The sequence below is a fragment of the Paenibacillus sp. sgz302148 genome (assembly GCF_056120465.1).
Map to the genome: position 1 here is coordinate 277,557 of NZ_JBVYOJ010000010.1, position 22,271 is coordinate 299,827.

18 protein-coding genes are annotated in these 22,271 nt (G+C 52.4%); 14 read left to right on the forward strand and 4 right to left on the reverse strand.

Going from position 1 to position 22,271, the window contains the following annotated elements; translation table 11 throughout:
* Positions 1–53: 53 nt before the first annotated feature.
* The 3 genes from AC0LWM_RS17025 to AC0LWM_RS17035 all read left to right on the forward strand — a co-directional run bounded on the left by AC0LWM_RS17025 (position 54) and on the right by AC0LWM_RS17035 (position 7,465).
* Positions 54–2,453, forward strand: coding sequence for a hypothetical protein (locus AC0LWM_RS17025; protein WP_474676166.1), 2,400 nt, complete (start codon positions 54–56; stop codon positions 2,451–2,453).
* Positions 2,454–2,656: 203 nt separating this feature from the next.
* Positions 2,657–3,985 carry an alpha-L-fucosidase gene (locus tag AC0LWM_RS17030; protein ID WP_474676167.1) on the forward strand — a complete coding sequence of 443 codons (1,329 nt, stop codon included), beginning with the start codon at positions 2,657–2,659 and terminating at the stop codon, positions 3,983–3,985.
* 57 nt (positions 3,986–4,042) lie between these two features.
* Positions 4,043–7,465: an endo-alpha-N-acetylgalactosaminidase family protein gene (locus AC0LWM_RS17035; protein ID WP_474676168.1), complete on the forward strand. Its 3,423-nt coding sequence runs from the start codon at positions 4,043–4,045 to the stop codon at positions 7,463–7,465.
* A 107-nt stretch (positions 7,466–7,572) separates the two neighbouring features.
* On the opposite strand, the gene AC0LWM_RS17040 is transcribed toward AC0LWM_RS17035, so the two are convergent.
* Together AC0LWM_RS17040 and AC0LWM_RS17045 are read right to left on the reverse strand one after the other, a co-directional pair.
* On the reverse strand, positions 7,573–8,331 hold the full coding sequence (locus tag AC0LWM_RS17040) for a sugar phosphate isomerase/epimerase family protein (RefSeq protein WP_474676169.1): 759 nt from the start codon (positions 8,329–8,331) through the stop codon (positions 7,573–7,575).
* Positions 8,332–8,424: 93 nt separating this feature from the next.
* Positions 8,425–9,288, reverse strand: a complete 864-nt coding sequence (locus tag AC0LWM_RS17045; protein WP_474676170.1) for a helix-turn-helix domain-containing protein — start codon at positions 9,286–9,288, stop codon at positions 8,425–8,427.
* Positions 9,289–9,481: 193 nt separating this feature from the next.
* Between AC0LWM_RS17045 and AC0LWM_RS17050 the strand changes: the two genes are divergently transcribed.
* A complete protein-coding gene (locus tag AC0LWM_RS17050) occupies positions 9,482–10,627 on the forward strand; it encodes a Gfo/Idh/MocA family protein (RefSeq protein WP_474676171.1) in 1,146 nt (381 codons plus the stop codon).
* Between the two features lie 86 nt (positions 10,628–10,713).
* On the opposite strand, the gene AC0LWM_RS17055 is transcribed toward AC0LWM_RS17050, so the two are convergent.
* Both AC0LWM_RS17055 and AC0LWM_RS17060 read right to left on the reverse strand, forming a co-directional pair.
* Positions 10,714–11,907, reverse strand: coding sequence for a YheC/YheD family endospore coat-associated protein (locus AC0LWM_RS17055; RefSeq protein ID WP_474676172.1), 1,194 nt, complete (start codon positions 11,905–11,907; stop codon positions 10,714–10,716).
* A gap of 173 nt (positions 11,908–12,080) precedes the next feature.
* Complete coding sequence (locus AC0LWM_RS17060) at positions 12,081–12,617, reverse strand: C40 family peptidase (RefSeq protein WP_474676173.1); 537 nt, start codon at positions 12,615–12,617, stop codon at positions 12,081–12,083.
* Positions 12,618–12,918: 301 nt separating this feature from the next.
* Here AC0LWM_RS17060 and AC0LWM_RS17065 point away from each other — a divergent pair, with 301 nt between their 5' ends.
* The 10 genes from AC0LWM_RS17065 to AC0LWM_RS17110 all read left to right on the forward strand — a co-directional run bounded on the left by AC0LWM_RS17065 (position 12,919) and on the right by AC0LWM_RS17110 (position 22,269).
* Positions 12,919–13,176 carry a hypothetical protein gene (locus AC0LWM_RS17065; protein ID WP_474676174.1) on the forward strand — a complete coding sequence of 86 codons (258 nt, stop codon included), beginning with the start codon at positions 12,919–12,921 and terminating at the stop codon, positions 13,174–13,176.
* A 70-nt stretch (positions 13,177–13,246) separates the two neighbouring features.
* The gene (locus AC0LWM_RS17070) at positions 13,247–13,897 is read left to right on the forward strand and encodes a class F sortase (protein ID WP_474676175.1); all 651 of its coding nucleotides are present in this window, start codon (positions 13,247–13,249) and stop codon (positions 13,895–13,897) included.
* A 176-nt stretch (positions 13,898–14,073) separates the two neighbouring features.
* Positions 14,074–15,198, forward strand: coding sequence for a glycosyltransferase family 4 protein (locus AC0LWM_RS17075; protein ID WP_474676176.1), 1,125 nt, complete (start codon positions 14,074–14,076; stop codon positions 15,196–15,198).
* A 16-nt stretch (positions 15,199–15,214) separates the two neighbouring features.
* The gene (locus AC0LWM_RS17080) at positions 15,215–15,976 is read left to right on the forward strand and encodes a YheC/YheD family protein (protein WP_474676177.1); all 762 of its coding nucleotides are present in this window, start codon (positions 15,215–15,217) and stop codon (positions 15,974–15,976) included.
* An 82-nt stretch (positions 15,977–16,058) separates the two neighbouring features.
* Positions 16,059–16,613: a glycerol-3-phosphate responsive antiterminator gene (locus tag AC0LWM_RS17085; RefSeq protein WP_474676178.1), complete on the forward strand. Its 555-nt coding sequence runs from the start codon at positions 16,059–16,061 to the stop codon at positions 16,611–16,613.
* A gap of 341 nt (positions 16,614–16,954) precedes the next feature.
* Positions 16,955–17,737, forward strand: coding sequence for a glycerophosphodiester phosphodiesterase (locus AC0LWM_RS17090; RefSeq protein ID WP_474676179.1), 783 nt, complete (start codon positions 16,955–16,957; stop codon positions 17,735–17,737).
* 230 nt (positions 17,738–17,967) lie between these two features.
* A complete protein-coding gene (locus tag AC0LWM_RS17095; RefSeq protein ID WP_474676199.1) occupies positions 17,968–19,299 on the forward strand; it encodes an ABC transporter substrate-binding protein in 1,332 nt (443 codons plus the stop codon).
* A gap of 170 nt (positions 19,300–19,469) precedes the next feature.
* On the forward strand, positions 19,470–20,408 hold the full coding sequence (locus tag AC0LWM_RS17100) for a carbohydrate ABC transporter permease (protein ID WP_474676180.1): 939 nt from the start codon (positions 19,470–19,472) through the stop codon (positions 20,406–20,408).
* A gap of 11 nt (positions 20,409–20,419) precedes the next feature.
* Complete coding sequence (locus AC0LWM_RS17105) at positions 20,420–21,253, forward strand: carbohydrate ABC transporter permease (protein ID WP_474676181.1); 834 nt, start codon at positions 20,420–20,422, stop codon at positions 21,251–21,253.
* A gap of 17 nt (positions 21,254–21,270) precedes the next feature.
* The gene (locus AC0LWM_RS17110) at positions 21,271–22,269 is read left to right on the forward strand and encodes a ComEC/Rec2 family competence protein (RefSeq protein WP_474676182.1); all 999 of its coding nucleotides are present in this window, start codon (positions 21,271–21,273) and stop codon (positions 22,267–22,269) included.
* Positions 22,270–22,271: the final 2 nt, after the last annotated feature.

The window sequence follows — 22,271 nt, forward strand, 5'->3', positions numbered from 1 at the left end:
ATTTGAGATAATGATCATGATTAGGATGATTTCAGTCAAGGAGATGGATGGACATGTGGAATTTTCAAGCGGGCAATTTAACACTTCAATTGAATGATAGAGGAATCGTTGCGGGGCTTGTCGATGGAGCTGCCGGTAAGCGGTACGAATCGGCACAGCATGCGATGCCGCTAGTGCGGGTTGTGATCGGCGGCAGTACGGAGTTGCCTTCGAATGCGCATTATGACGAGATGTCTCGGGTCGTAACGCTGAAGTATGCATCCGGGGCGGTTGTGGATGTTGTAGTCGAAAGCAAAACGCAGTATGCAATGTTTGAAATTTTGCGCGTGGAAGGCGCGGATGTCGATGCTGTCGTCTGGGGTCCCTTCATGACTTCGATTACCGGATCGGTCGGCGAGTCGGTTGGCGTCGTGCATAACGGCGAATTTGCAATCGGCATTCAATCGCTTAATTTGAAGACGGTCGGTGGCTGGCCAGTAGAAATCGAAAGGCTGGAGGTTGTCCGGCATGAGAATTCGTTAATCGGGTCAGGCATGGATTATTATACCGAAATGCCCGCTGAGACGAAATTCGAATATTGCGTGAGTACCGCATGGCCGACAAGACTCGGCGGCATGCTGCAAGCCTTCTCGAGAAATCGCTCGGTCGCGGCTCACCGTGCGGCATGGAACATGCCTGAAATCGAGGTGGCCCCGATTAGCGGTGACGACGCGTTCATCGCCGGGTCGAGCATCGCGTTGTTCGGCTGTTCTCTCGATCATGTATTGCCTACGATTGAAGCGATTGAGCTCGGGGAAGGTCTCCCTCATCCGATGATTGAAGGGGAATGGGGCAAAACATCGCCAGCGGCAAACCAATCGTATTTGATCACTCATTTCACGGAAGCGACAATGGCCGATGCCGTGCGTTTTACGAAGATGGCCGGCTTGAAATATGTATATCATCCGGATCCGTTCGGCCAATGGGGGCATTTTACGCTTAAGAAAAACGACTTCCCGAGCGGCGACGAGGGAATGCGAAGCTGCGTTGAGCTTGCGGAGAGCGAAGGCGTGCATGTCGGCGTTCATACGCTGTCCAACTTTACAACGTTGAACGATCCTTATGTGACGCCGGTGCCCCATGAGCGGCTTCAGCTGGCAGGCAAAGCGAGCCTGGTTGCAACGATCGGCGAGGCGGCTGATGAGATCGAAGTGAGCGATCCGAAGCCGTTCACCGCCAATTTGTTCCGCCGCTCGGCCAAGATCGGCAGTGAGCTGATCGAATACGACGGCGTAACCGAAAGCGCTCCATGGAAGCTTGTCGGCGTACGTCGAGGCGTGAACGGCACTGCCGTTTCGGCGCACGAGGCCGGCGCGGAAATCGGCAGACTATGGGATCACGGGTACGATGTATTCTTCCCGGATATCGTGTTGCAGGACGAGTATAGCCAACGCATCGTCGAGCTTTTCACCAAGACCGGCTTGAAGCAAATTTCATTTGACGGGCTGGAAGGCTTGTATGCAACAGGGCATGACGATTACGGAGTCGGCCGCTTCGTTAAGATGTGCTACGACAATTGGGGCGATGGCGTCATCAATGATGCGAGCATTGTAGGCCCTAATTATTTGTGGCATGTGTTCACCCGCTTCAACTGGGGAGAGCCGTGGGGCGCTTCGACGCGCGAAGGGCAGCTGGAGTGGAGACTTAGCAACCAGCGTTATTTTGCCCGCAACTTCATTCCTTCCATGCTTGGCTGGTTCCTCGTTCGTTCTGTTTCCGATCAGTTTGAAGCAACGACGCTGGATGAAATCGAGTGGGTGCTGTCCAAGGCGGCAGGATTTAACGCAGGCTTCGCCCTGGTTGCCGATATGCCGGTGATGAAGCGCAATGGCAATATTGAAGACTTGTTTACGGCTGTGCGCATCTGGGAATCGGCGCGGAGAGCCAAAGCGTTTACGCCGGAGCAGCGCGAGCGGCTGCGCGATCCGAAGGGCGACTGGCATTTGGAGCAGGTTGGCGAAGGCGAGTGGAAGTTGTACCCGGTCAACATTACGAAGCCGCTTGTTTGCAGCCCGACTGAACTTCAGCCTGGACAACCGGGAGGATCGGACTGGGCGTTCTTCAACAAGTATGCCGACCAGCCGCTCAGATTCATCCTGCGCGTGCAGCCGTCCTACGGCAACGAGGACGCGTCGGTCAAGCGTCCTTCGTTCAATACGGGCGGCGTTTATATGACTTTCGATACCGAAATTCATGCGAACCAATACCTGGTGTGCGACGGAGATCGAATCGGAAAGGTCTATGACCAGAACTGGAACCTGATTCGCACGGTGCAAGCATCCGCCGATGCGCCTACGGTTCGAAACGGCGGTCAGACGGTGTCGTTCAGCTGCAAGTTCGAAGGCGATCCGAAACCTTCCGTGAGCGTAAGAGTGTTCATGCGCGGCGAGGCGGAAACGGTGAAAGCGAATTAAGCGATCGTGAAATTTAGCGACGTCAATAAATACTCAATGCATTAGAGAAAGGGAATTGCTTAGCAGCGAGTCTTGGTTATGAGTATCTATCTTCGATAGCTCTTCGACATAGGAGAAACTCAAACAAGACGATAGAAGCTGCTGGGCAATTCCTTTCGTAATATTATGGACATTTATTCGTTAAAGCGATAGGAGGATTTGATATGACGAGGGCGATGGAACAAAATGCGGCTAACGGGATCGGCGGCAGCAGAAGCCCGCGTCCGACCAAGGAGCAGCTGGAGTGGGCGGACGCCGAACTGGGCGTGCTTATCCATTATGATGTGCAGGTGTTCGAACCGGGATACGAATGGCGGGAACAATGGGGTTACCAGCCGTCCCCTTCCGTGTTCAACCCGACCGAGCTCGACACCGATCAATGGATTCTCACTGCCAAGGCTGCCGGCGCGGGTTATGCCGTGCTTGTCGCGAAGCACTGCAGCGGCTTCAGCCTGTGGCCGACCGAGGCGCACGGCTATAGCGTCAAAAGCTCGCCTTGGCGAGACGGCCAAGGCGATATCGTCGGCGACTTCATTGCGTCGTGCCGGAAGTACGGCGTGCGGCCGGGATTGTATTACAGTGTGGCCGCCAACGCCTATTTTGGCGTAGACAATCCGGGGCTCGTGAAATCGGGTGATGCCGAAGAGCAGCGCCTCTACAACGAGATGGTCATTAAGCAAGTAACCGAGCTGTGGTCGAATTACGGCGAGCTGTTCGAAATTTGGTTCGACGGAGGTACGCTGCCGCCCGAGCAAGGCGGACCGGATGTCCGTTCGGTGCTCCTGCGGCTGCAGCCGCAGGCGGTTTGCTTCCAGGGGCCGAAGGAGTTCCCGTCGCTGCTGCGCTGGATCGGCAACGAGGACGGTGTCGCGCCGCATCCGTGCTGGAGCACGACTGATATCGTAACCAATTATGCCGGGCATGCGGAGTGTCCTCTGTTCGGCAATGGCAATCCCGACGGAGCCGTCTGGGCGCCGGCCGAAGCGGATATGCCGAACCGGAAGCCGAACCAATGGTTCTGGGCGCCGAACGAAGACGACTTGCTCTACCCGGTGGAGGAGTTGACGGATTGTTATTTAAATTCGGTCGGCTGCAATACGAATTTGCTGATTGGCATGGTCATCGACAATCGGGGGCTTGTTCCCGATGCCGACGTGAAGCAGTTTACTGCGTTCGGCGAAGAAATCAAGCGCAAATTCGACCAGGCGGTTGCGGAAACGAGCGGATCCGGCGCGGAGACGATTCTGGAGCTGACGGCGCCGACGGAAGTCGACACCGTCGTAGTGATGGAACAAATCGCCGAAGGCGAACGAGTGCGCGAATATGCGATCGATGCCTGGGTCAACGGCGAATGGATCAATTTGTGCGGAGGCATCTCCATCGGTCATAAGCGTATCCAGCGGTTCGAGCCGGTTGTTGCAGAGAAGCTGCGATTTGCCGTAACCAAATCGGTCGATACTCCGCTTGTGCGGAAGTTTGCGGCGTATCGCTGAATGAAATAAGCGAGAAGGTATAAGGATGACAACCTTAAGCAAGGAAGTGTAGGCACAATGGAGAACCAGCAAATCAGCTTTCGCCGGTTCAATGGATCGGCAGACGAAGCAAATACAGAAGCAGCTATCGAGTTGCAAGCCGGCGGCGGCGTCGCGATCGCGGTGGATGAGAACTCGCCAACGGCAGTCGCCGGGCAGCTGGAGTTTACGATGACGCCGCTTAACAACGCGGGCTGCATCGGCGCGGTCATCCGATACGCGTCGCCTGACGCGTGGACGGCAATTGCTTGCGAGACGCTGGTCGACATGTGGGGGCGCAGCGTATGGGTATGGCGAACCGCCGGCGGACTAACCGGTAAGCTGTACACCCATGCCCCGCGCATGTTCACCGGCAAGCCATATCGGATCAAGATCCGATACGAGGGCGACGTTGTCACTGTATCGGTCAACGGATACAAATCGTTCAGCGTACACGTTCCCGAGCTGGCTGAAGCGACGGCGGGGCAGACCGGTTTTATCGCTTGGCGCGGCGGGGAATTCGAACACACGATCGGAGACGGACATGGCCGCTTTGAGCACATCGAAACACACAGCAGCATCACTCGCATTGCGGAAGCCCCTCCAGCGATGGCGCTTGCGCCGGTGCAGCTATCGTCGTCGGTGCTTGACGTCACACTTGACGCTGCATTCCCCCGAGTTGAGGCGTACCGCTGGAATTCGAACGGCGCTCAGTTGTTCGGCCAAGAATTAAAGCGTTCCGACGTGGAGCTGAACGGAGAGCCTTATATGCCGGAAGTGGCGCTCACGGCAACAAGCGGCTCGACGGTTGAATATGTGCTCATCTTCCCTCAGCTGGCAGTGGAGATGACTATCGTATTCGAGCTTGCGCACAACGTGCTGCAGCTGCGCATCGCCGGCATACGTGAACATGGCTTGTTTCGCGTCTATACCGTCGAATTTCCCGGTCACAGCCTCGTGTCCTGCCGCAGCACGCAATCCGGCGCTCATCTTAGCTCTTGCGAAGGTGTTTTGCGCGATGAATTCGTTACGTTGGCCGAAAAACCGGCAGACCCTGTCGAGCGGAACAGAGGCATCGCGATTATGAACACCGACTTATTGGCCGCCGCCATCGACACGAATGCGATCATGAACCGAAAGCAAATCGCGGTGCGAACGATGGACTGCGGCGATTACCGGAGTACCGGCTTGTGGAGCAGTTACTGGACGTACCGCAGGCCGGATGGCGAATTGCTGGAGCTGCCTTGGGCGAAAGTGGCCATCGCCGACGACTTGAACGGCGACGGCGTCGTCGATTGGCAGGACGGCGCGATCGCGTTGCGTGACTTGATTCCTGTTATTCCGGGAGCGGAGCAGTTGCGACAAAGCTATGCGCATATCGCCATGAACTTCGGCAGCTTGGCGCAATTTCCTTTCTTGCGCATTCTCGACAACGTGAAGAAGCTGTATCTGTATACCGACGGGTTCGGGCAGATGATCGAATTGAAAGGGTATCAGTCGGAAGGCCATGATAGCGGACACCCTGACTACGGGAAAATCAACGAACGGGCGGGGGGTACCCGGGATCTCAACGTATTGGTAGACCGCGCGAGGCAATACAACACAGTAATCGGGGCTCATATCAACCATACGGAAACCTACCCCGAAGCGAAGGCCTATGAAGAAGCGATTATATCCGACATCGACGGTTGGCGCTGGCTCGATCAGTCGGTGCACATCGACCGCGAGGCCGATATGCTGACCGATCGGTTTGCCGCCCGACTCGACGAGCTGAAGGCCAAAGTGCCGAATTTGGGCTTCGTCTACGTCGACACGTATCGAGACGATCATTGGACGGCGTACGAGCTCGTCCGGCATTTGCGCGAACGAGACTTTGCGATCTGGACGGAGGATGCCGACTCGCTCGACCGCGATTCGATGTGGCAGCACGATTCGAGCGGCGATAGCCGCATCTCCCGATTCGTTCATCATCATCAGAAAGACGCATACGAGCATGATCCGCTGCTTCGCGGCGGTTATCCGCGGTACGGCGACAACGGATTCATGGGCTGGCAGAAGGAGAAGGATCTGTATGCGGTCGTGCAATCGTTCTATACGAAGCAGCTGCCTTACCGGTATTTGATGCACTTCCCGCTGTCGAAATGGACGGAGCATGAGGCGCAATTCGCCGGCGGAGTCGTCAGCAAGATGGAAGACGGCGTCGCGAAAATATATCGCCATGGCCGCAAAATCGCCGACGGAGATACGATGTTCATTCCTTGGGACCCGCATCGGGAGGATAAAGTGTACCATTGGAATTCGGAAGGCGGGCGCAGCGAATGGGTGCTCCCTGCGAGCTGGTCCGACCTGGCCTGCGTGAAGCTGTACCGGTTGACGGCAACAGGCCGTCAATTCCTGCGGGATATCCCCGTAACGAACGACACAATCGGCATCGAAGCCGAGGCCAATTTTGCATATGTCATCTACAAGACGGAAGCGCCTGCCTTAAGCGAGATGCATTGGGGCGAGGGCGGGTTCGTCCGCGACCCGGGCTTTGACAGCCATAGCTTCCAGGCATGGAGCAAGTCGTCAACGTATGCCGATTGCGATCACATTCAAATACGGGCGACGGACTACGGCCAATCGTATTTGTCGATCGCCGGCAACGAAGGCGCTGACGGGATCGTGAGCCAGAAGCTTGAAGGGCTGGAACCGGGTAAAACGTACGCTGCGTCCGTCTGGGTCGAAGTGTCGAAAGGGCGCAAAGCGTCGATCGGCGTTAGCGGATACGGCGGAGCGGAGGTGTCGAGCGGCACGGACTTTACGGAGGTGCTTAATTGTAATGTCGACTCCGATAAGCGCGGCACAAATTACGAACGCCTTCGGGTCATATTCAGCGTGCCGCAAGACATCAGCGGCAAATCAAGCACGCCTTTGCTTTATTTGAAGGCGGAAGCGGGAACAACCGGTTCCTATGTCAACTTCGACGACGTGCGAGTACGGGAGATTGAACCTCCAACGAAACACAATCATTGGTTCTTCCAAGACTTCGAGCATGTCGATGAAGGCTGGTGGCCGTTCGTCAGCGCCGGAATGCGAATCGGAAGGACGCACTTGTCGGAGCGGCATGAGGGATATACCGACGATACGATCGAAGGACGATGGTCGCTGAAGACGATGGATGAGCAGGCCGGCGAAGTATATCGCACGCTGCCGTCGACGATCAAGCTTGAACCGAATACCCGATACCGGTTTGCTTTTGACTATAAGGCCGAACGGAACGGGCAATATTCGATCGTTGTCCGAACGGCGGAAGGCGGTTCCGAAGAGGAGAAGCTGAATGTGGCGCTTCAGGCGGGCTTGAACCGGTTCACGGCCGAAGCTGCTACGGGAGATTACGGTGATTATTACATCGCGATTGTCAAAAATAACGGGGACCGGGGCTCGCTAGTCATCGACAATTTCGCAATCGACCTTGCATAATTCCCGACTTCGCGAACTACGGGCGAAAAACGGCATTTAAGGAGCATAAAAGGCGGCCAGCATGAACCTGCGGCCGCCTCGCAGCGTTAACGCACCATGAAGCGAAATTACATTTTTCCGGCCAAGGCGCAGAGGTTTTCGAGGCTAGTTGCAAGACAGTCGAGCGGATTTCTTCTGCACTCGTCTTGTTCGACTGCGTACCACTCGATCCCGTTTTGTTCCCCCCAGCTGAGAATCGGCATAAAGTCGATTTGCCCGGTGCCAACCTCTACGGTCGATTGGTTTCCGTCATCCGACATATCCTTCAGATGAATGATCGGCATCCGGTTCGCATACGGCTGTATGAAAGAAAGGGGATCCTGCCCTCCCCGCTTCACCCAATACACGTCAACCTCGGCGAGTATCCGGTTATCCGGAGCAGGCTCAAGCAAATATTCCAACGCGGATTTGCCGTCAATTACGGTATCGAATTCAAAAGCATGGTTATGGTAGCTGATCCGATATCCTTGGCCGGCAAGCCCCGCGGCAATTTCATTCATGTCCCGTCTAAGCTTCCTGTAGCCCTCTTCATGATGCTGGTCCGCCGGAAAATAAGGAACGACCAGATCCTTCGTACGGAACAGCTCCGCTCTTCGCAGTATTTCTTCCAGATTGTTTTGCAGCTCGGCGAGCGCGATATGCATGCCCGCCGTTTGCAGTCCCGTTTCCTGAAGAACCTTGGCGATATCGGCAGGATCGTTTCCGTATAGACCGGATATTTGCACGGCGTGCCATCCCATTCCCCTTAGCGTGCGAAGCGTGCCGATAAAATCCTTTTCCAGTTCGGCGCGCAGCGTGAATAATTGAGCCGCGAATTTTGTTCTCAACGTCCATCATCCCTCCCCAGTGTCATTCTCTCCTATTGTAGCAAGATACCGAGAAAGGAAGCTTGTTTGAAATTGTTTATTATCCCGCCAGGCTTATCTCGCATTGTTCTTTAGGGGCGGATTCGAGCTTTTGCGAAATTGATCCGGCGTGCACCCTGCGATCTGTTTGAAGAGCCGGCTGAAGTGAGCCGGGTTTTTGAAGCCTGTCCGATAGCAAACCTCGGATACGGTGATCCCTTTTTCGATCATGAACAGTACTTTGGCTTGATTGATCCTTTTTTGGTACAAATAATTAAAAATCGTAAACCCCGTTACTTCCTTGAATAATTTCACCAAGTAATATTTGGAGATATGGAGGTGCTCCTGCAGCATATCCAAGTCGATGTCTTCCTGGTATTGGCGTTCCAAATACGCGACAATTTGCTGCACATAATGTTCCTTCTGGGAAAAGCTGCTGATTTGATTTTCCATAGGCTTCTGGGATAAGCCGTAGATAAAATACAGAAGGTCCAGAAACAGGGCGTGAAAACGATGCTGGCTTACGCCTTGCGCCTGTCCTTGCAAATTTTCAAGCAGCTCAAGCGATTGCTTCACGTACGCCTGCTCGCTCTCCGTCAAATGGAACCGGTGGTTCCGCAATTTTTCAAACGGTTCAAGCGCATTTAACGAAAAAGGGGCGTGCAGCATCGATTGGACATATTTTGCGTCAAAATGGATGATCGTTCGCCGGTAAGGCAATTCGGGATCCACTTTAGGACAATGCAGGGTCATGCCGTGCATCAAGATTAAATCGCCGGGGGCCAGCACATAGATCTGATCGCCGATCAAGTAGGTGCATTTGCCCTGATGAAAATAATAAATTTCATATTCGGTATGCGCGTGAAATGCAGCTTCGTGAATCATCGTTTCGGAATACCCGACTTGAATCGGATACGAAGTCGTGTAGCGATGCGTCATCTAACCATCTCCCGGCGATGCACCGATAGGACGGCGCCAGCCGTTTATCCTTGAGGATACCAACCTAAGTAAAATAGGCGGTCAAAACCATTAATACCAGAGAAGTGGCTGATTGTCAAAAATGCTATGCTGGTACAGCGCAAGCAAGCTTCCGCGTTGGAGAATCAAGAGAAAAACCGAGAGGAGAAACATTATGAATCAGGTTAGAATCGGTGTTGTAGGCTTGGGGGGCATGGGTACGAACCACGCAACCTATTTGTCAAAAGGCGAAGTCGCCGGGGCCGTCCTTTCGGCGGTTTCCGATGTTCGCGAAGAGCGTCTGCTCTGGGCAAAAGAAAATTTGAACGACGAGCTTAAGCTTTACTCCGATTGGCGAAGCATGCTTCGCGACAACGTCATCGATGCCGTAGTCATAGCAACACCGCATTATGCCCATCCCGAAATCGCCATTGAAGCATTCCGTTCCGGGCTGCATGTCCTATGCGAGAAGCCGGCCGGCGTATATACCAAACACGTGAGGCAGATGAATGAAGTTGCCCGCGAGTCCGGGAAAACATTCAGCATGATGTACAACCAACGCACCTTTCCGGTTTATCAGAAGCTGCGGGATCTGGTCATGTCCGGGGAAGTTGGAGAAATACGGCGCACGAACTGGATTATTACGGACTGGTACCGTACCCAAAGCTATTACGACTCCGGGACCTGGAGAGCGACTTGGGAAGGGGAAGGCGGCGGCGTTCTGATCAATCAGGCTCCCCATAATCTGGATTTATGGCAGTGGACAACCGGACTTATGCCAAAGCGGATGCGGGCGTTCTGTTATTTTGGCAAGTATCGCAATATCGAGGTGGAGGACGAGGTCACGGCATTTGTCGAGTATGAAAATGGCGCCACGGGCGTATTTATTACGACAACAGGCGAAACTCCCGGCTCTAATCGTTTTGAAATCGTAGGAGACAGAGGCAAGTTGGTCGTCGAAAACGGAATACTTACGTTCTGGCGCCTTCGTACGCCGGAATCGCAGTTCAATCGGGAGCAAAAGGAAATGTGGGGAGCTCCGGAATGCTGGAAATGCGAAATCCCGACGAACGGGCCGATTACGGGCTACCAGGGCGTAACCCAAAACTGGGTTAATGCGATTCTGTATGGAAAACCGCTTCTCGCTCCCGGCGAAGAAGGCATCAACGGGCTCTTGCTATCCAACGCCATGCTGCTGTCAACTTGGACGGATGGCTGGGTGGACTTCCCGTTCGACGAAGATTTATTCTACGAGATGTTGCAGGAACGCGCACAGAAAACAACGGATGAGCAACAAGCTGCGATTGGACAGGGTCGATAGCCTCTCGTCAACAGTACGATCAGCTCGAAAGCAAGCAGCCCGACCTTTCGCCATCGCGAATAGATCGGGCTTTTTGAGCCGGCCGTTTATCCTTGTTCTTCTTCTTCATTTTCGTCCAGATCCGCTTCTTCCGGTTCTTCATAGTCATAGTCCGATTCGTCGTAGATCATGTTCTCCAGATCGAAAGCTTTATTTTTCGCACCCTTCGACCGGTTTTTCCGTAAATACAACGCATATAACAACGGCCGCTGTATCGTTTTGCGATACAGCTTCGGTTTGCCCATTTGCTTGAACAGCTCGCGCCCGGGCTTCGGATTGACTTCGATCAGCCATACGTTGCCGTTCACGTCGATACCGATATCGAGTCCCATTTCCATCATTTTACCGAAATTTTTCTCGATCACGCCGACGACCTGATGAGCGAGCCGATAGCATTCCTGCATAATTTCTTTTGTCTTCGCTTGCCCGAAGCGCTCCGTCAGGAACGATTTCGCAGGTGCCGCGTGGCCCCCGCCATGCAGGTTGGAGACCGGGCTGTTCTTGCGTCCGATGCGCATCCCTTCCCCGGTAACATCCCACTTGCCGACTTCGTTTTTCTGAATGAGCAGCCGCATGTCGGCCACACATCCCGGGGTCAGTTCCAGGTTCAGCCCCTGCTGAATCATAAAGACGCCGTTGCGGATTTTCTCCACGTTCGCCCAACGATTCAGCCATGCCGTCAGGCCCGACAGCGTTTTAAAATGCACTTCGCGTCTGCCGTGACTGCGTGTTGTGCCGAGTAAATCATAGCCGGTTTCCGTTCGCTTTACTTTGACGATGCTTCGTCCGCCGGTGCCGTTGCCTGGCTTAATGTACAGAATCTTATGTCTTTTTATCATTTCCGCAAGTTGCTTCGGACTATACACGACAGATTCCGGAATCCATTTTTTCGTCTTTTCCTCATTCGCGAACAGCTTCGTTGCATTCAGCTTGTTGGTGTATGGACTGTTCGCATAAACAAAAAGCTTGCGGCGCCGGAATTCCCGGTAGCCCTCCAGTCCTTTGCGGCACCTGTCGATGACGACATCGGGCCATCCAAAACGCCGCGTCTGCCAGCCGGTTTCGGAAGGCACATACCCGCGGATCACTTTATTTTGTATGGAGACGTCCCGATTGCTGAAAATAAAAACATCCGCGCCGAGCTTCTGCCCTTCGCGTACAAGAGAACGCATATAACGCGGCTCCTCGAATGAAGCGCCATCGCCACGCCAAGTCAATATGCCGATGAGTGGTTTGGCCATTGAGCAATTACACCGTTCCTTCCGTGGATGTTGATCTGATATCGTTCTACAACATCATATGCTCCAAGAAAGAAGCGGGTTTTCCAGGAGAGCCCATTTTTGCGCCTAACGAATGAAATCTAATGAAAAATACCCCCATGTCAACTTGCGGACATGAGGGTGCTTGTACAAAATTATTTCAGAACGCGAGCTGCGGCAACGTAGTGGGTATTCCACCAGCCCTTGGTCATATCGGCGATCACGACATCGCTTTTTGGAGTGACGTTGTGAATGATTTTGCCGTTGCCCATATAAATGCCGACATGGCCGATTCTTTTCACTAAATTTGTATTTTTTGCCGTAGCCGGCGTGGAGAAGAAGACAAGATCGCCTTTGCGCAAGTTTTTGCGGCTGATTTTTGTGTTATCCGTATATTGACGACGTGCGCCCCAATACAAATTCACGCCTTGCTTCGCGTACAAATATTTCGTAAAGGAAGAGCAGTCGAAGATCATGTGTTTCGGATCGTTTTTGCCATATTGGTATTGAACGATAGGCATCAGTCTTTTGGCCTGGGCTATAATGGCGTCGGCTTTTTTCTCCCAGCTAGGCTTCGATTGAATTACAGCGGCTTGTGCCGTGTTGGAGGATGCGAACATGCCTCCGCCGAACAAGACGGCAACACTCAGGCTTATTCCTACAAAAGTACGACGAATCGAGAAATTTTTCATGAGATAACTTCCTTTCGCTAGTGAAATAGTAAGGTCAAGCAACTAGATTTACTATAACACAACTAGAAAAGGGATATTTTACTATGTGAAGAGGCGATACAGGCTCTGCAAGGGATAAGCTTCGTTTATGAGAAATTGATGAGAATTTTCTCATTAAATATTTATTGACAACCGGATAGCGCTTTCAAAAGCAAGAAAATATCAATTAATCCATCTTCATGCCTGCTTAAAAAATACGGTCCCGGAAATAATAAGGTTGCTGAGCCATCAGCACAAAATCAATCGGAAGGTGGAAAATTCGGTGAAAAAAGTTGCATCCTTCGTTATTGCATCATGTTTAGTTTTTTCTTGTGCCGCTTCGGCTTTTGCCGCCCCTGTAACACATGATAAACATCATGCTAAAACCCAAGCGAAGCATCACGCGACTAAACTTCATGCCAAAGCGAAGAAACATGCCACGAAGCTGCATGCGAAACAAGCCGGCAAGAAACATATGCTGAGAATGAAGGCAACAACGCCTACAATGCCGAAAACCGGCTTTGGTGGAGCAAGCAAATAAATGGAGATAGAAAAAAGAGGGATTATCCCTCTTTTTTCTTCACTACACGATGAGACGGCTCGTCATTGCATTGTCGTTCATCTTCATGTTTGCCGCATGCGCTTCGAAAGCCGAGAATAACAACAAAGAAGAACACTTTGCAGAGCATACGGAACCAAAACCGATTGTCCAAGCTTACGATAAACCGGAGCTGCCGGAGCTGCATCAGCCGAAGCAACCGGCTGCACCGATCAAACCGCCGGAAAAAAAACCAGCGTTACCTGTAGATGCATTTATTCCTAATCGTCTAGATATTCCCGCTATTAAAGTAAAAACAAAAGTCGCCGTAGTCGGCGTATTGGAAAACGGCCAAATGGGCGTGCCTAAGCAATTTGACCGTGTAGGCATCTTATCGCCTTGGACCAAGCCCGGAGAGAAGGGGAACGCCGTTATTGCCGGCCATGTAGACCACTATACCGGTCCCGCTGTTTTTTTCAATCTCAAGAAATTAAAGGTTAACGATAAAGTGATCGTTTCCAATAATCAAGGGAAATCGTTGCAGTTCATCGTCAAATCCGTGGAATCGTTCAAGACGGATGAGGCGCCGCTGAAGCGAATTTTCGGGAAGTCGGACAAAGCCGGGTTAAATCTCATCACGTGTACCGGGAAGTTCAACCGGAAAAAGCGGGAACATCCAAGCAGGCTGGTTGTCTTTACCGAGTTATGGACGAATCGGTCTTAACTGCATGAAGCAGCTCTTCTCTTCGAGAAGGGCTGCTTTCTTTTATTTTTCAAATGTTGGGTAGATGCACCCGGGGTATATGCAATCACCGTTCCTGCCTTGGATCATAAACTGGAATGTAGGATGTCGTTAAACTAGAGTTTAAGAATCCAGGGAGAGTCGGGTGTAGGGACGATATGAACATACTGATCATTGCGCCGAGGGAAATTCCCGTTCCTCCAGTAGCAGGCGGATCGGTGGAACACTGCATCTATCAAATCGCGAGGCATATCTCGAAGGAACATCGGGTAACGATTATAAGCCGCAGGCATCCGCGCTACCCGAATAAGAGCGTCCGCGGCAATATCACCATTTTGCGCGTTCGGGCGGGAACCCCGCGACAATATGTCGCAAATGCTCTCAATCGGGTTCGGAACATGCGATTCGATTGGGTTCAAGTCGACAATCGACCGAATTATATTCCGTGGGTGAAACGCCGTTATGCGAATACGAAGGTCAGCTTGTTTCTTCATTCCACCACGTTCGTGCTGCCTCCCTACGGCTCGCGGGGGACGATCGCCCGTTATTTGACCTACGCCGATCGGATCGTAGGCAACAGCCGTTCATTGCAGGACAAGCTGACTAGACTGTTCCCCCAAAGCCGCCATAAGATCAAATACGTTCATCTGGGCGTTGACGCCAGGCAGTTCAGGCTACCTACCACCGAGCAGAAAATACACGCCCGCATGGCCAGAAATACCGATGGTGCGTTTACGGTTTTGTACGCGGGGAGAATCGTATCGACGAAAGGCATACCGATTCTCATGAAAGCCGTCTCCATCGCCCGGCATCAGGTAGGCCCTATCAAGCTGCTCCTCGCCGGCGGAGCGGGCAATCACAGGTACCGATCGTACTTGAAGCAGCTTGCCGATTCTTTGCAGATCTCCGCGCAATTCGTCGGTAATGTGCCCTGCAAGCAGATGCATCGGTTTTATTGGTCCGGCGATTGTCTCATTTGCCCGTCTCAACGCCACGAAGCGTTCGGGCTCGTCAACGTGGAAGCGATGGCTTCGGGATTACCGTGCATCGCCTCCCGAAACGGCGGAATCCCCGAGGTCATCCGGCATAACGTCAACGGATTGCTGGTTGACGATTACCGGAGTCCGGAGGCGTTTGCGGCACAGCTGGTGAGAATCGCGAACGATCCGGAGCTGGCCCGAAGGGTGGCTGCCCAAGGCCACCGGGACGTCATGCGCCAATTCAGCTGGCGCGCGACTTCTTCCAGACTCGTAAAGTTATATCAACAAGCGAAAAAACGTTAAGCGAGATGATCTATCCATGAGGAAAAAAACGGTTAGAGTCGTGTATAGCAAATGGGTGAAAGCGAAGATTTTATTGAAGAACGGAAGCTTAAAGAAATATGTCCCGAATACCAAATTGCTTGGGCAAAAAACATTGTTCTCGATGCTGGAAACGTACGGGACGGTTTTCGTCAAACCGGATCGGGGCTCCGCAGGGCAAGGCATCCTTCGTGTTCAGAAGCTGGCGCCCGATCAATATCGCTTACGGTACGGGCTGAAAATCAGAAACTATGCCAGCTATCCTGCTCTCTTTGAAGGAATCCTCCAAGTCAAAATGAATCGTCCCTATATCGTTCAGCAAGGCATCGACTTGCTGCGTTACCGTGATCGGCCATTCGATGTCCGCGTCATGGTTCAGCTTGCCCCTAATAAAACATGGGCAGTGACCGGATATATCGGCAGAGCCGCGCATCCGGGGAAAATCGTGACGAATTACCATAACGGAGGCACGCCGCTGCCGCTCGAAACGCTGCTGAAGCCCCATACGGATGCGCAAGCGCGGGCCGGACTAATCCGGCGTCTTGAGGCGCTGGGCATCGACATCGCCAAGCAGATGAAAGCGGCCTATCCCGGCATGAGAGAGTTTGGCATCGATTTCGCTATCGATCGGCAGCTCAAGCCGTGGATACTGGAAGTGAACACGAGGCCCGATATGTATATTTTCAACACGCTGCAAGACAAACGAATCTTTCGCAGGATGGTCCGTTATGCAAGAGCATACGGAAGAATCGTACGCTAATATTAAAATACGGTAAAGGCCGTCCGATCGGATATATTCCATGCTACAATGGGGAAACGAAAGCGCGAACCGAGGTGGCTGCATGTATCCTATTGTTGATTTGGTCGAGCATCAGACAATTGCTGCGGTACAGAACGAACCGGACCTGGAGCTTGCCTTGAGCAGCGAAGTCAACATCATCTTCTTGATGGTCGGTTCGATTATGAACGTGAAGCCAATGGTCGACCGGATTAAGGAAACCGGCAAGCATGTGTTCTTGCATATGGAGTTTATCGAGGGCATTGCAGCGGACCGCAGCGGAGTCGCTTTTGTGGCGCAGCATATTAAGCCTACCGGGATCATTTCGACGAGAACCCACTTGATTCGGATGGCGAAGGAAATGAATTTGATGGCGATCCAGCGTACGTTTCTTATCGACCACAATGCGGTCACGAAAGGCATCAAGGCGATCGACCAATGCATGCCGGACGCTGTTGAAGTCATGCCGGGGTTAATGCCGAGGATCATCCGGCTCATGACGGAGCTAACTCCTTTGCCGATCATCGCCGGCGGCTTGATCGGGAATCGGCAGGAGATCGACGATGCGCTGGAAGCAGGCGCGCTCGCCGTATCATGCGGCAAGAAAGACTTGTGGTGAGTGGTTATTTAAGTTGAACCGATGATTCGGATGTCCATTGCATTGCGAAAGGGATTGCCTTGCAGGCTTCAAACATCTTGTTCCTGAGTTTCTCTTTATTATATTGGCCTTCGGATGGTCGAAACTCGGAGCCAAAACTCGCTGCTAAGGCAATTCCCTTTCTCCATTTCCATTGGGTATTTCATGAAGTACATCGGTTCAACTTATATAGATAGATTGTTCAAAGCGGGCAGAGACGAAGAGATCCCCTTTGGAGAGGCATTGCTTGTTTATTTGGCATGCCTGTTCCAATGGGGTTTTTTGCATGTCCGACGATTCACAAACAAGGAGGATAATTGCCAGTGACAACAACCCCAACTACTTCAAATGCCCGAGTTCCCCTCATTATCGCCCACCGGGGAAGCGCAGGCGAGGCGCCCGAAAACACGCTTGCTGCTTTTGAGCTTGCTCTGAAGCAAGGCTGCGACGCGATCGAGCTCGATATACATCTGTCCAAGGACGACCGGCTGATCGTATGTCACGACAGCACGGTTAATCGGACAACCGAAGGAACCGGTGCCATTCGCGAAATGACCGCCCATGAACTGAAGCAATTCGATTGCGGTCGTTGGTTCCACGAGAGCTACGCGGGCGAAAGGTTGCCGCTGCTGGAGGAAGTCTTCGATCTGGTGCCGGAAAATATTATGATCAATGTTGAAATCAAAGAAACGTATGACGGGCAAATCGAAAAGCGGCTGCTACACATGCTGCGGGACCGAAACCGGCTGTCCCAGGTCGTCGTTTCGTCCTTCGATCATAAATCGCTGCGGCGGTTGAAGATGAGCGAGCCGGATGTGAAGATCGGCGTGCTATACAATCAGAATGCGGTGGACCATTGCGGATTGGCCGATTTGCTGGGCGTGCCGGTTTATGCTCTGCATCCGTACAGCAAGCGGATCGGCGTTGAAGACATCGAGCGTGCGGCGAGCCGCGGCTTGCAAGTATATCCATGGACGATCAACGCCGAAGAAGCGATGGAACAAGCGATCGATAGCGGCGTATCGGGCATCATTACCGATTACCCCGCCGTGCTGAAGCGGATTCTATCTTCACGAAACCTTTACACAGCGGTGAATCAGCGTTAACAATCGGCTGTTATAGTTAGAACAGAAAATTGAATTGAACCATATTCGTATGGATCGGGTTAAAAGGGGAGAGACGACGAGAAAACCCTGCGGGCCGGTACCTCTTCTTTGATGTTGCACTCAAGAAGGGTTATTGCTCGAAGGTTTTCTTGGACGTCTCTTTTTTTGTTGTCTCTTTTAGCCCTTCATAATAACAAAACCAAAATTTGAGAGGAGATTTACCCGTGAAAATGAAGCAGCTGCTATTGCTCTTGACTTTGATGATGCTGACCGTAACGTCCGTTATCGGTTGTTCGTCCTCCGGCAAGTCGAACGAGGAAACGAAGGAAGAGGCGACGACGACGGCTCCGCCCGTTCAGGAAGAGGACAAGACGCCGATCAAAATTCAATATTGGCACAGCCATGATGAAGATCAAACGGCCGGCCTGGACTACATGATCAAAGAGTTCAACAAGAAATATCCTTACATCACGATCGAACCGGTATTCCAAGGCGATTATGACGAGCTGCAGCAGAAGTTGATGGCTGCCGTAGCGGCGAAGCAAGTTCCGGCCGTAACGAACGTGGAAGTAGCGAAAGTGCCGAACTTCTCCGAAAGCGGCATGCTGACCGATCTTTCGCCGTACATCGCCCGCGACGCCGTTGACACGAACGACTTCTCCAAAGGCATGCTGAAGGCTTACAGCTATCAGGACAAGCAGTACGGCTTGCCGCTGATCGTCAGTACTTCGGTATTCGTCTACAACAAAACGATGTTCGACAAGGAAGGCGTTACGCCTCCGCAAACGTGGGACGAAATCGAAGCTTTCTCGCAAAAGCTGACCAAACAAGAAGGCGGCAAAACGACGCGGTTCGCTTTCTCCGTTCCGGGATGGTCTTCTTGGTACTATGACCCATGGATTTTGAACGGTGGAGGCGCCGTGCTCACAGAAGATAAAATGTCGGCGATCGATCAGCCGGGTAGCATGAAATTCATGAAGAAGTTCAAGGAATGGAAAGACAAAGGCTACATGCATATCGGCTACGGCAAAGGCGCTTCCGATACGATGCGTCAAATGTTCTTCGACGGCAAAATCGGCATGGTGGAGCATACTTCCGCTCTGATCAAATGGTATATGGAGAAAGCGAAATTCGAAGTCGGCGTATCGTTCCTGCCTGGCGACAAAAACCGCATTTCGCAAATCGGCGGCGCGGGAATCGCGATTATGGACATGGCATCCGAGAAGGAAAAAGAAGCGGCATGGAAGTTCGTTCAATTTATGACCGCACCGGAGAACAACATCAAGTGGGCTGAGTTTACAGGCTATTTGCCGACCCGCAAGTCGGCGATCGAATCGGAAGAAGGCAAACAATACTTCGCGAAATATCCGCAATACAAAGCGGTGTTCGATAACTTCGACAACGTTATGCCGCGCGACCAGCACCCGGCGTACGACGAAGTCAGCGAATTCTATACCCAGGCGCTCGGCAAGGTCGTACTGGAGAATGCGGATGTTGAGACTTCCTTCAAGGAAGCCGCAAAACAAATGAACGACGTATTGAGCGAATACGCCCAAAAGTAATACGGATAAAGGCATATGACTTTGACTTACCCGGTGGTCGACGTGCGCTGCATGATCGCCGGAATGGATGGAACGGTTCGGCATGAGGGGGAGGGACATCGGTCCCTCCTCATCTGATCTTTCAAGTTCGTCATACGAACCGGCTACTCTTCATGGAATGAGGGTTGAGAATGAGTGACCAATCTGCTCCGCCGGCGGCAGCTTCAGGCGAGCGAAGGAGAAGAACGTCCGGCTTTCGCCTGCTGGAGAAGTGGAAAGACTTTTCGCTGGCATTGCCGGCATTGCTGCTGCTTGCCATCTTTACCTATTACCCGCTCGTATCTTCATTTTATATCAGCTTGACGAACTGGAATTTGATCAAGCCGATCAAAAAATTCGTCGGCTTCGACAACTACCAGCGGCTGCTTAACGACGAACAGTTTTATCACGTTCTCAAAATTACGTTTACGTATACGGTGCTCGACGTTGTGCTATCGCTGCTGATCGGACTGCTGTTCGCCTTGCTGTTCAACTATACGTCCAGAGCGTTCGGCATCATGCGCTTGCTCATTTTTATGCCGTATTATATTTCGATGGTTATCGCTTCGATGGTGTTCGTCTGGATTTTAAACCCGGAATACGGCGTTTTGAATAAGGCGCTCGGCATGTTCGGCGTCGAACCGGTGTCTTGGCTGAACAACACGTCCACCGCGTTATGGTCGGTCGTCAGCGTATCGGTCTGGAAAGGCGTCGGGTTTGCGATGATCATATTTATCGCCGGTCTCCGCAGCATTCCGACGGAATATTACGAAGCCTCGAGCATCGACGGAGCGGGCAGGTGGCAGCAGATGCTTCATATTACGATTCCGCTGCTATCGCCGACAACGCTGTTTCTGATCATCACTTCGTTCATTTCGTCCATGCAGGTGTTCCAATCCGTCAGCGTCATGACCGGCGGCGGTCCGCTAGGATCGACGAAAGTGATGGTCATGTGGATATACGAAATGGCCTTCGAGCAGTTCAAGGCAGGCAGAGCTTCCGCACTGGTCATTATTTTCTTCTTTATTATTATTTTCTTTACGCTCGTCCAATTTTGGCTTTCCAAGCGGAAGGTTCATTATGAAGGATAGGAGAGGAACCGATGTCGGCTAGAGCATTGCTCGTGACTACTAGATATACGGCGGCGATCATCATTACGCTGCTGATGTTTTTCCCGATGTATTGGCTGCTGATCACGTCCTTGAAGTCGCCGGAAGAGCTGAAGTCGGCCATTCCGACGTTTTGGCCCGAGCGGCTCGCCTGGGAAAACTATGCGAATGCGTTCCGCGCGGCTCCGTTCGGCCTTTATGCATGGAATACGCTCGTTCAAACGGTCGGCATCGTCGTGCTGCAGCTGAACGTCAGCCTGCTGGCTGCCTATGCTTTTGCCAAGGGCAACTTCCGGGGCAGAGAATTTTGGTTTTATTTTGTCATCGCGGCGTTGATCGTACCGGACCAAGTGACGTTCGTGCCGGTGTACGTGATGATGGCGAAGCTGGACTGGCTAAATACGTTCTTGGCTTTGATCATCCCGAACGGCGTTTCGGCGTACAGTATCTTCTTGCTGCGCCAATCGTTCAAGTCGCTGAACAATGACGTGCTCGAGGCGGCGAAGGTGGACGGAGCGAACCGATTCCATCTGATCTACGGCATTCTTGTGCCGATGGCGTTCCCGACGGTCGTTACGGTCGTCATTCTGAAGTTCATCGGCGGGTGGAACTCGTATTTTTGGCCGCTCATCATGACGAATACGAACGATATGCGGGTGCTTACCGTAGGCATCGCGATGATGAAAAATTCGGTCGGCGGCTCGGAAATGCTGAACTGGCATTTGCTGATGGCCGGCAGCATTATCGTTATTGCTCCGATCGTGCTGCTGTTCGTCGTGGCGCAAAAATATATCGTCGCCGCGATGTCCCATTCCACCTTCAAATAGGAAAGGAAAATGAAAAAATGTCTATACGGATGTTGCGCCGGTTATCCGGTTATGCTAGCGTTCTAGTTATCGCGCTGCTGCTCGTGCTGACGGCATGCTCGGGGTCCGATACGGATTCGGCGGCGCAGGCCGCGAACGTGGAGAAGCCGGTCGAGCAAGTCAAGCAAGCGGCACTTCGGACGGAAGAAGTATTCGATCAGGACGCCGATAAGGATTTGCTGACGATTCGTTATTTTGACCTCGAATCCAAGGAAGATTCGGGGGATAGCATTCTGATCCGGACTCCCGACGGGAAAACGATGCTGATCGACGCAGGCATACCGGAGGTTGGTCCGCAAGTCGTGCAATATTTGGACAAGCTCGGCGTTCAGGCGATAGACTTCGCCGTTAATACGCACCCGCATGCCGATCATATCGGCGGGTTCGCGGCCGTGCTGCAGTCCAAGGAAATCAAAACGATGCTGATGGAAAACCTGCCTTACGATTCAAACGCGTACCGCAATACGATTCAAGCTCTGCAGGACAAAAAGGTGAAGGTCGAATATCCCGAAGACGGTACGACATTTCAGGTCGGCCGCGATTTGAAGGTCGAAATATTGAATCCGCCGCAAGGCGCTTTGCCTTCGGCTGTCAAGAAATTTACTTATCCGGAAGTCAACAACCAAGCGATGGTTCTGAAATTGACGTATAAGGAAAATACGTTTTTATTCTCGGCGGATATTTACAAGGAGCGCGAATATAAACTGGTGGAAGGCAAAGGGGCGGCGTTGGATGCGGATATGATGCACGTGCCGCACCATGGGAATACGACGTCGTCGTCCCCGGCTTACGTCAAAGCGGTATCCCCGCAAATTGCCGTCATCAGCAGCAATATATTGCAATCGGCGGATGTCGTGAAACGTTACGAGAAAAATAACGCGAAAGTGTATATTACCGGACTTCACGGCAATGTATTGATTACATCCGACGGCAAGAAGCTTAACGTGATTACGGAGAAAGACTGGAGCTCCCAGTAATA